General features: G+C 44.5%; 5 protein-coding genes. All 5 read right to left on the bottom strand.

Features of this window, described 5'->3' with window-relative positions; translation table 11 throughout:
• The coding region (locus ACKPQ5_RS08130) for a DUF1549 domain-containing protein (RefSeq protein WP_407678606.1) at window positions 1–1,809 on the bottom strand (1,809 nt) is incomplete at its 3' end.
• Between the two features lie 3 nt (window positions 1,810–1,812).
• Entirely contained in the window at window positions 1,813–3,891 is a 2,079-nt protein-coding gene (locus ACKPQ5_RS08125; protein WP_407678605.1) for a sulfatase-like hydrolase/transferase, read from the bottom strand.
• Complete coding sequence (locus ACKPQ5_RS08120) at window positions 3,888–6,221, bottom strand: hypothetical protein (RefSeq protein ID WP_407678604.1); 2,334 nt, start codon at window positions 6,219–6,221, stop codon at window positions 3,888–3,890. Before ACKPQ5_RS08120 ends, ACKPQ5_RS08125 begins: the two co-directional genes overlap by 4 nt.
• Before the next feature lie 20 nt (window positions 6,222–6,241).
• Window positions 6,242–8,707, bottom strand: coding sequence for a glycoside hydrolase family 127 protein (locus ACKPQ5_RS08115; protein WP_407678603.1), 2,466 nt, complete (start codon window positions 8,705–8,707; stop codon window positions 6,242–6,244).
• 77 nt (window positions 8,708–8,784) lie between these two features.
• Window positions 8,785–9,435: hypothetical protein (locus tag ACKPQ5_RS08110; RefSeq protein ID WP_407678602.1), on the bottom strand; the 651-nt coding region annotated here is incomplete at its 5' end.

Genomic DNA, 9,435 nt, shown 5'->3' with positions numbered 1-9,435 from the left:
GGTAATGGAATCCCAGATTTGTTCGGCACTCATTCGCTTTAACAGCGGGCCGGCAAAATGAAATTTCATTCCCGGGGAATGATCTTCCAGATGCATTTCCCTGCGGAAAAGTTCAGTGTGAAAGAGAACATTTTGAAAAGCACGGATGTCGTAATCAAGTTCCTGCATTAAATTTTCAAGAAAACGGAGTAATGCTGGTTGGTTGATTTCGGTTCGATCCGTCAGGTTGTCCACAGGTTCAAAGATTCCGTGACCAAACGCTCGTTTCCAAAGCCGATTAACAATCACTCGGGTGAAGCGAGGATTTTCGGGAGAGGTTAACCAGTCTGCATAGGCATTTTTTCGTTCCGTCTGATCTTCAAGGTGAGGGATTTCCGGTCCAAACATAGTGCCGGGTTTAACAATCTCCTCGGGAGCACCATTGTCATACATGTAATCGTGAGGGAGTTTGAGGGGTTTGTCGTCATGGTGCTTTACCTGAACATTAGAAATATGCCCATAAAGCATGTTGACAGACTGAGAAACCGGGTTGTCAAAATCTTCGACTTTTTTTCGAGCCGCAATGGCCCGAACTGCGGCTTCTTTGAATTGTTCCTTGGTGAGGTTATTTCGTTCTAGGTAACCCGGTGCATACGGCTGACCAAGCCATTCGTCGATTTTTGATTCATCATGAATATGGGGAAAGTCTTCAAAACCTGCCTCTTTCTTATAAGCAGCATTCTTTCTTTTTCCAAAATCCTGATAGACCCGCTGACGGTTTGAATTTTTGGCCACCCCCATACGAACATCAAAATCATAGGTATAAGCAGCCATTTTGAAATAATCCATTTGGGTCCATTTGTCGAAGGGGTGGTCGTGGCACTGAGCACATTCCAAACGGGTACCCAGGAAGATACGGACTGAATTGGACATATTGTCGAGGGCCATACCTGCATCACGCAGATAGTAGGCGGCGGCAGGGTTGTCAAAAATCAGTCCATGCCCGCTTACCAGTTGGTGTACGAGGTCATCGTAAGGAGTGTTGTTTCTTATCTGGTCTTTGATCCATTCCCGATAATAAAGAGTATAATCAACATTAGTGGGAATCCGCAGCAGATCCGCCCAAAATTGATAGTGATGAGCCGTGTAGCCCGCATCATTTGAAAGTAATTTTTGAATCAGTTCTGAATGTTTGTTTTTGGAGGTGGAATTGAGGAAATTATTTGCTTCTAAAATCGTGGGAATACGGCCGATGATCGAGAGGTAAATTCGTCGGAGGAATAGACCGTCACTGATAAGAGGATTGGGGTTCAGGTTCTCACTTTTTAAGTGAGCATTCAGGAGTTCGTCGATTTTTTCAGCGGCCGGGCGCGGATCAAATGAGGTGGTTCCGGAAGGTTTTTTTTCGCTCAATGAAATAGCTTCAATTGCATTATTTGAACCGGTGGTTTGTGTGCTTGAATCAGTCTTTTCACCTGTAAAAAAGTAGATAATACCTCCGATCAAAGAAATTGAAACTAAAGCCACCCCGCTGAGAACATAAATTTTTCTACGGGTTTTGGGAACCGGTTTGGCGGTCTGTTGTTCAAGCGTTGCCCGCACCTTTACGGATGGGGTGCGCTCCGGATTCCTATCCTTCTGCTCGGGTTCTTCTCGGGCGGGCAGGGGGTTTTCAGAGATACCGGGAACCAAAGATAACTTGACCCAATTGGCTCCATCATAACAGGCCAGATCATCCTCAGTAAAGTTTTTCGCCTTGAGGTATTCCCTCAGCTGAGCAACGGAGTAGGGACCGAAATTTTTATCATCTCTGTGAACATATACTTTCATACTTTACTGCTCGTCGAGGGTCTTTCTGCGTTTTAACAGATTACGATTACGAGCCTCATTCTCTTGAATTAGATCAAGATTATTATTTTGTTCAGGATGCTGCCCAACTTGAAAAACCTGCAGGTTATCAAAGGAAGCTCCTGCCTGATCTACCTGAAAGGCAAGATCAGTCCGTTGCTTTTTAATCATCGGGTGTTTTGCATAAACCATGTGTTTGTGGTCGAGATGAGCAACTAGATGATCATCGATAAATTCGATGGTCATCGTATACCATTTGCCTTCTTTGAAATCGTGAGCACATTCGCCATGTCTCGTCGGAAACCATGTCCCTTTTTTGTCTTGTGCGGTTTGAATAAAAAAATTGTCTTTTTGAATATGGAGTTCGGTCTTGTAACTACCATTTGAACCCGTGATTAAGCGAATATCTGTGGCTCCATTAAATTGAAAATCAAATCGTATCAAAGCATCCTGGAAATTTGGATCTTTGTAAAAAATCCGTTTATTTGTATTTCCCTTTTGGTTGCATAATAGAACTCCACCTTCCACCTGCCATTCCTTTTGAAAAAACCAATTCTTGCTGACCTGACCTTCTGAGAAATGTTCACCGAAGAGGAGATTTCGTGTCTGAGTAAGCAAAGGTCGGGACGGTATCTGTGCACCAATTTTTTCACGCCAAACCTGAAGGTCACGGTAAAGTTTTTGAACAACTTCCGATTTGGATTCTGCTAGATTTGTTTTTTCCGACGGATCATTTTTCAGATTAAAAAGTTCAAACTGTTCAGACTTCTTCGGATCAAAGTATTCAATTAATTTCCAATTCCCATGGCGGATGGCACCACTGGAGATTCCGCCAAGAAAGTGAGGCCGATCCAATGGGTAGTGCCAATGCAGGGATTTACGCGAGACAGCGGAAGATGGATTTCGCCAAGTGTCCAGGGTGGATACTCCATCCAGTTCCTGCTTGGGATCGGGTTCGATGCCTGCTGCCTCGAGCAGGGTGGGGTAGAAGTCATGATTAACTACCGGTTGGGCACAGGTTTTGGCTCGCGGGATATTTCCATCGGGCCAGCGAACGATTAGGGGAACCCGAATGCCACCCTCATATAACTGGCTTTTGCCGCCACGAAGTGGGGCATTGGATGTGACATTGGTTTCTCCTCCATTGTCACTGGAAAAAATGAAAATGGTGTTTTCTGTAATGCCAAGAGAATCGAGTTTTTTCATCAGGAGTCCAACCCCGTGGTCAATGCTTTCAAGCATCGCAGCAAGGTGTGGGTTATGATCCTGTGCCCAATGTTCACAGTCTTCTCCCGAGAAGCCCGCATCTTTGCACAGGTAACAGTTTGTCCTGCCTGTTTGTCCAGGCGTGTATTTTTCCCGATATTTTTTTACGAGGTCGGGCCGACCATTTAAAATCGTATGAGGTGCATAGTGGCTTAGGTAGAGAAAGAAGGGCTTATCTTGATTTCGCTCGATGAAATCAACTGCTTCCAGGTTCAAGCGGTCGGTTAAGTATTCTTCTTTTCCCATCCGATTATTTGGAATATCAAGCCATCGAATCGGCTGGGTACGAAATACATAAGGCCAAAAATTGGCCCCATTCCCCACGCCCTTAATCTCACTTCCAATATTCCAGTCGAAACCATGGTCCTTGGGTCGCACCTCAAATTGTGCATCCTGATATTTATATCCAGTCAGGTGCCACTTGCCCACCATAGCTGTCTTATACCCATTGCGTTTTAGGATTTTGGGAAGGGTTAACTGGCTAACCGGCAGGGCATTAGATGAATTTGGACGGAGGTAGTCCAGTATACCCATCCGGGCAGGGTGTTGACCGGTTAGCAGGGCGGCTCGGTAAGGAGAACAAACAGGTGCCGCTGCATAGGCATGGGTGAAGCGGACTCCTTGCTTGGCTAGTTTATCCAGGTTGGGGGTTTCATTAAAAGTGTTTCCATAGCAACCCAATTCGGCCCAGCCCAAATCATCCGCCAATACAAAAATAATATTTGGTTTCTCCGCATACAGGGAAAAAATAAACGGAATAAAAAAAAGGAACAAATGACGAATTTTTTGAAAGATCATTTGAAAGAAAGAGTAATTGAAGTTTTGGCTGACTTTTCATCGGCCAAAAAGGATAGGTAGTCAGGATGGGTTGCATTTTGCTCGGTAAAAGTGGCTCCGTTCAATTGAGGATCCCGGGAAAGTTCACTTTGATCCAGCCAAGGCTCAAAGTGAATCCGAAGTGGGCAGTTGGAAACAGTAATCGATTTTTTCTTCTCTCCCAGGAAACCTTTTTTGCGTTCGAATCGAACTTGGGTCCAACCATCTTGATTACCTATGGGAATATCGAATTCCATCCAGTCCCACCCGATGGGCAGGGAATCTTTAACCTTAAATATATTGTCTGGGATTGAATAGGATAAGCCAGCCAATCCTTCAAGAAAGAGAAGGATTTTACCGGCATTAAAATTGGAATATTGGTCGCCAAACAAGGCAAGGTCACGCCGGTAGGCCTCCGGGGCCACTGGAATTCCCCATTCCTTATGAAAGTTATAATTTTCCAAGTGATTAAGAGTCAGATCGGAAGCAATTTTTGGAAACCCCTGGCGAAAAATTCCATCTAAGGTGAAGTAGGCTGTATCCGGGGTATAGCCAAAGGACTGATCGTCCGCAGAGTTGAAAAGACTCATTGATTTTTTTGCCATCGCTGAGGGAAAGAACTCACCGAAAAATCCACGTTCTTTATTTAAGGCCCATGAGTGAATCAATCTTTCCGCATATTCGCGGGGGAAGTGCTTGGAACGCATAGCCCAAAAAGCGGTGGTCATGAGCATACCATCTCTTCCACCCATGAAATAATCTTTATGTCCATTCGCTTCCCAGCGTTGATCAAACATAAGTCGAAGGTGTTTTGGGTCTTGGTTGATTCGCTTTTTCCAATGGTCGACATCTGAATTGTTTCCAGAAATCACAGCCATTTTTTCGAGGACTTTTCCCACTTCTGCGTCATTCATGGCAAATCCAACCAAGTTCTTCCAGAAAACTTTCCGGAAATATCTTTGGTAGCACTTGCGTATAAAATCGCGATCGCCCGTGTGTTGATAAATTTGCCAGGCCCCTAGGACATGTTCGGCTAATTCTCCACCATAGGCACCCGAGTGCCAACCAACGCCCTTGTTGTCGGAGAGAAAAATATGACCGTCATTGGTTTCCCGATACCGGCCATTCTCTACCAAGTGTTTCCAGGTTAACACATTCCCGTAGGCAAACCTCGGCTTATCCCGTGCCCATGCCCCCACTTTTATTTGAAAGCAGGCATCATACCGGTGAATACCGAGGAAGTTATTCACCGCAGACTGGGTATGATTTTCCATTTCCCACCCTTTTTGTACATTGATGTAATACATCATATGGAGAGACCAAAGGTAGTAATAAATATCCTCAAATTTTGAATCACTGCAGCGAAACTGCGGGATTTCCTGAGTAAGAATATTATTCATCTCTACCGTTTTCTCTTTCAGTAATGCCGGTGCAAGGAGGCTGGTTTCTCTGCCTGTATTCTTGGCAATATTTTGATCGTCGTGCATGGACCAAGACACAGTAGTTCCCTGTAAGTCGCACGGAATTTCAAAGGAATATTTCCATACGCCGCGGTCATCCCGGTCGAGTTTCAGGGTTTTAGAAAAGTCCTTCGAGGAGGAGAGGGCAGTGGTCATCCCCTTATAAACACAGGGACCAATTCTTTCAGGTCGGTCGGGGTCGGGAAGGGAGCGAACGGTTCCTCCTTCGCGGATGAGGATCGAATTCGTAGATGAGTCGTATCGAGCAGAGGCATTCGAAGAAACGCTGTGACGAACATAAAAACTGTGCCCTTCAAATCTGAGGGTAATCGGCTCAGAGGATGTGATGATTGAGGCAGCGGCGTCTTTTGCGCTGATAAATTTTTCCTCGCGAATGGTGACTCCATTTATTTCATACTCACAAATCATTTTATCGGGTCGCCAACTCATTCGAGTGGGGGCGGGGTGTTTATATACCTTGTCCCCAATAATGACAGTGCCGTACAGAACTCGGGTGTCCTTGTAGAATTCCCAGCCCCGGTAGTCATTTCCAACGCCTGTATGTTCACTTCCAGGAAGTTGACTATTGAGCAACCCGGCTCCACGACTTCGGAGATCATGGTAAAAGGGATGGGTAAGACCAATGGTTTCATCTTCTATTAATTCCCAACTTGCATGGAACCCTCCCACATAATAGGCAAGGTTACCTGCTAGGAATCCGTGCTTTCTTCCCTGAATAGACTGCTCAAGTTTATCGCAGAGAGAACTTTCTTTTGCGAATACATTTGAGCATACTGAAAGCAGAGCCAAACAGGAAAAAAAGAGCCGGACTGGGAGTGACCTAAAGATCATACCTAAAAGTAAAAATAAACCTATTTTTCAAATGCGACCTGCACCTCGAGGATTCCCACGGCGGCATCCGGTTGAGGCACCATGTTAATCCGAATGGCATCACAAGTGAGTGGTGCAGCTGGGTGAATGACATTATATTGGTTGGCACGATTGTCATAGCGATCTGTGACATATAATTCAAAAGGTTTCCATTTCCCGTCATGTCTGATCTCAAGCGACCATTCTTTGGGAAATTTTACATCCTGTTGATCCTGCATCCAGTAGACTCCGATATCGCGAACCTTTTTCGATTCTGGGAAGTGTCCTTCGACCCACTGGGTCTTTCCAAGCTGTGGCCGACTGGTCCAGCGTGGCACGTTTTTTCCACTCGACCACTTTGGTTCCTTGCCATCTCCGACTGCACTTACGGTATCCAAGTCGGAGGTGTGGGAAGCTTTGATATTAGAAAATACACTTTTCTTAGGAAGTCTGTGAGGATCAAAAACGGCAAGTTTTGGAGTCGTGGGGAACCAAATGGTCATGGATCCAGGTTGACGGTTATTCCATGCATAATAGGGAATTAAGGATAGGCTTTTATCTTCCTCTCCTCCCGATTCATTAACGGCATTAGCCATTGTTTTGATTTGCGAAAAAGATCCACTTGCAAGTTTTACTTTGCTTAAATTATATTTCGTTTCCACATATTCTTGATCAAGAAAAAAGCGCTGGGTCGCACCACCATTATCAATTTCTTCAGCACATAAAACGAAAGGCCCCCGTGTGAATGCAAGGCGGTTATGGTTTTCCTCCACCCGTTTGTCACATTGATTAATTCGTAAAGGCATGGGGAGATCGAGGATTATTTGATCTCCTTTTTTCCACTTCCGTTCGATGATCGCAAATCCCTTTTCGACTTTGGCCTGGGTCTTGGATCCGTTGACTGTGAGGCTCCAACTTTCTTTCTTTGGATTTAGATATTTATAAAGTTTCCCAGGTACAAACTGATTACCTGCCCAGGTGGGAATTCGAAGATGAACCTTAAAGCTAGATGGTTTTTTTGGATTAAGAGAAATCTTAATTTTCCCATCGTTTGGGTAGTCCGTTGTTTGATTGATAGCTAAATCTGTCCCGGCGATCTTTAAACTTGTGGAGGTGTCTGCATACATCGCCAAATAAAGATTTTCTTCGTTGTGGGCATAGGTCATCCCTTGTACCTGAGGTAAAAGACGGGCCATGTTACTCGGACAACATGCAGTTCCAAACCAAGGGGCACGACCGGCAGTACCATGATTGAAAGGATACTTTCCGTCCGCCTCCAAAGGATTTACATAAAAGAACTTATTCCCTTCCAAATTGACCGCAGCCAAAACATTGTTAAGCAAGGACACTTCAGCCACATCCAGGTATTTTGCGTCCTGATGAACTAAAAACATTCTGAAGTTGAAGAGTACATTTCCTACCGCGGCGCAGGTTTCGTTAAAGGCATCTGCATTGGGTAAAAGATACTGCGGGCCGAAACCCTCAATTCCATGAACGGCTCCCAATCCTCCAGTTATGTGCATCCGGGTGTCGGTAATATCTGCCCAAATACGGTGTAAAGCTTTGGTGTAAGAATTCTTTTGTTTTAACGCCGCGATGTCAGCCATTGCCGCGTATAAGTAGGTCGCCCGAACCGCATGACCGACCGCCTCCCTTTGTTTTTCCAAGGGAGCATGCTGTTGTGCGTATGTGGGAGACATGACGCCTTCTCCATCAGGAACATAAGTTTTTCCACGGATCTCGAGGAATTTTTCGGCCATTTCGAGATAAAGTTTCTTGCCGGTAACATTCGATAATTTTACCAAGGCCAATTCCATTTCCTGATGTCCGGGGGCTTGCCGGATTGGTTTTCCATTATTGTAATTTGGATCTCCTTCAAAAAAGACTCGGTTTACATGGACAGCATTCTTCTCGGCTACTTTTAAAAGTTTATCTTTCCCGGTTGCCTGAAAATAGGCTATTGCCGCTTCGTAAAGATGGCCCATGTTGTAGAGCTCGTGGCTATGCACAACGAAAGTATAGGGCTTATTTCCCATCATGTTTTTGTCGCTCCCCACCTTTGTGGTATGGGATGGGTAAAGATAGCCGTCCGGTTCCTGTGCGGCTGCAATTACCTCCACGATTCGATCGAATTGAGATTCAAGTTCTGGGTCATCTTGTAATTGGGCTAAGTAGGCAGCTCCTTCCATTACTTTATAGAGGTCAGAGTCGATAAACCGGTGTGGGCGATGGTTGTCCACTTTTTTCCCCTTAAGGTAATCAGCAGCAGCCTGTAAATGAGCCACCCCAGGTTCGGTTTTTTCAAAGGCAAAAGGTACCAGTACTTTTCGTTGAGTTATTAGGCGTGGTCTCCAAAATTCGCTTGTCATTTCAACTTTGTGAAAGGGGACAGGCTCGATGGATGCAACGACTTGAAGGCTCGCCAGAATAGAAAGGAAGCAAATTGTAGAAACAGATAAAACATTCATAAATGTGAGAGTAATAGGATAAATTATTACATATCAACTATAATCTATATATAATAATAATTATTTTGGGTTTGGGTTTATTTGAATTTTAATGTTGGGCCGACAGGAAACCGATGGGCTGAGTAATCGGGATGAAGATCCGCAAAGGATGGAATCTGTAAAGGTTGGTTCATATTCAAATTTCTGAACATTACGCTTTTTAGGATCTTTACCGACGGGTTAATAATAGGAGAAAGTCCATCGAATGATGCATCATCATGAAAATGATCACCATCCCCAGCGGCAGTGGACATGGTGAGAATAAAATTTGAACCAATGGTTATATGAATAGGTTTTTTTAATTGAACATACCTGAATTCACCCTCTAAGAGGCCCTGTTTTTGGGGAGTTATTAGAATACTAGCAATTTCTTGTGGAATAGAGTTTTTGATTTCCCATAAACGGATCCGATGTTCTTTATTAATAGTCCTTGGGTTTTTTCCTAATCGGCTGGGTTGGTCGGATTCTTGTTCAATGGGAACGCCGCGAGCTTCCCGTACAGGTGATTCTCGATCGTGATCATCCCACATGCCCAGATGAGTCACGATTTGGTTTTCTTTCAGTTTGAATTTGAAACCGATTAAACCAGTAATATCGTTTCTTAAGTTATGCCACCCATCATCAATGATTAGGTTCTGACTTACAGGAAGGTTCAGCTCCCTTGAATAGCCCTGATTATGAATTTGAAG

Origin of the sequence: Candidatus Seribacter sulfatis, from assembly GCF_964187635.1 — a bacterium.
GTDB classification, from domain to species: domain Bacteria; phylum Verrucomicrobiota; class Verrucomicrobiia; order Opitutales; family Seribacteraceae; genus Seribacter; species Seribacter sulfatis.
Note: the sequence above shows the minus strand (reverse complement) of the source record. Positions and strands in the feature narration are given on the sequence as shown.

What these genes read in the sequence shown, in the direction of transcription:
- ACKPQ5_RS08115 (WP_407678603.1), bottom strand. Translation starts at nt 8,707, where the DNA reads ATGAATGTTTTATCTGTTTCTACAATTTGCTTCCTTTCTATTCTGGCG.
- ACKPQ5_RS08125 (WP_407678605.1), bottom strand. Translation starts at nt 3,891, where the DNA reads ATGATCTTTCAAAAAATTCGTCATTTGTTCCTTTTTTTTATTCCGTTT.
- ACKPQ5_RS08120 (WP_407678604.1), bottom strand. Translation starts at nt 6,221, where the DNA reads ATGATCTTTAGGTCACTCCCAGTCCGGCTCTTTTTTTCCTGTTTGGCT.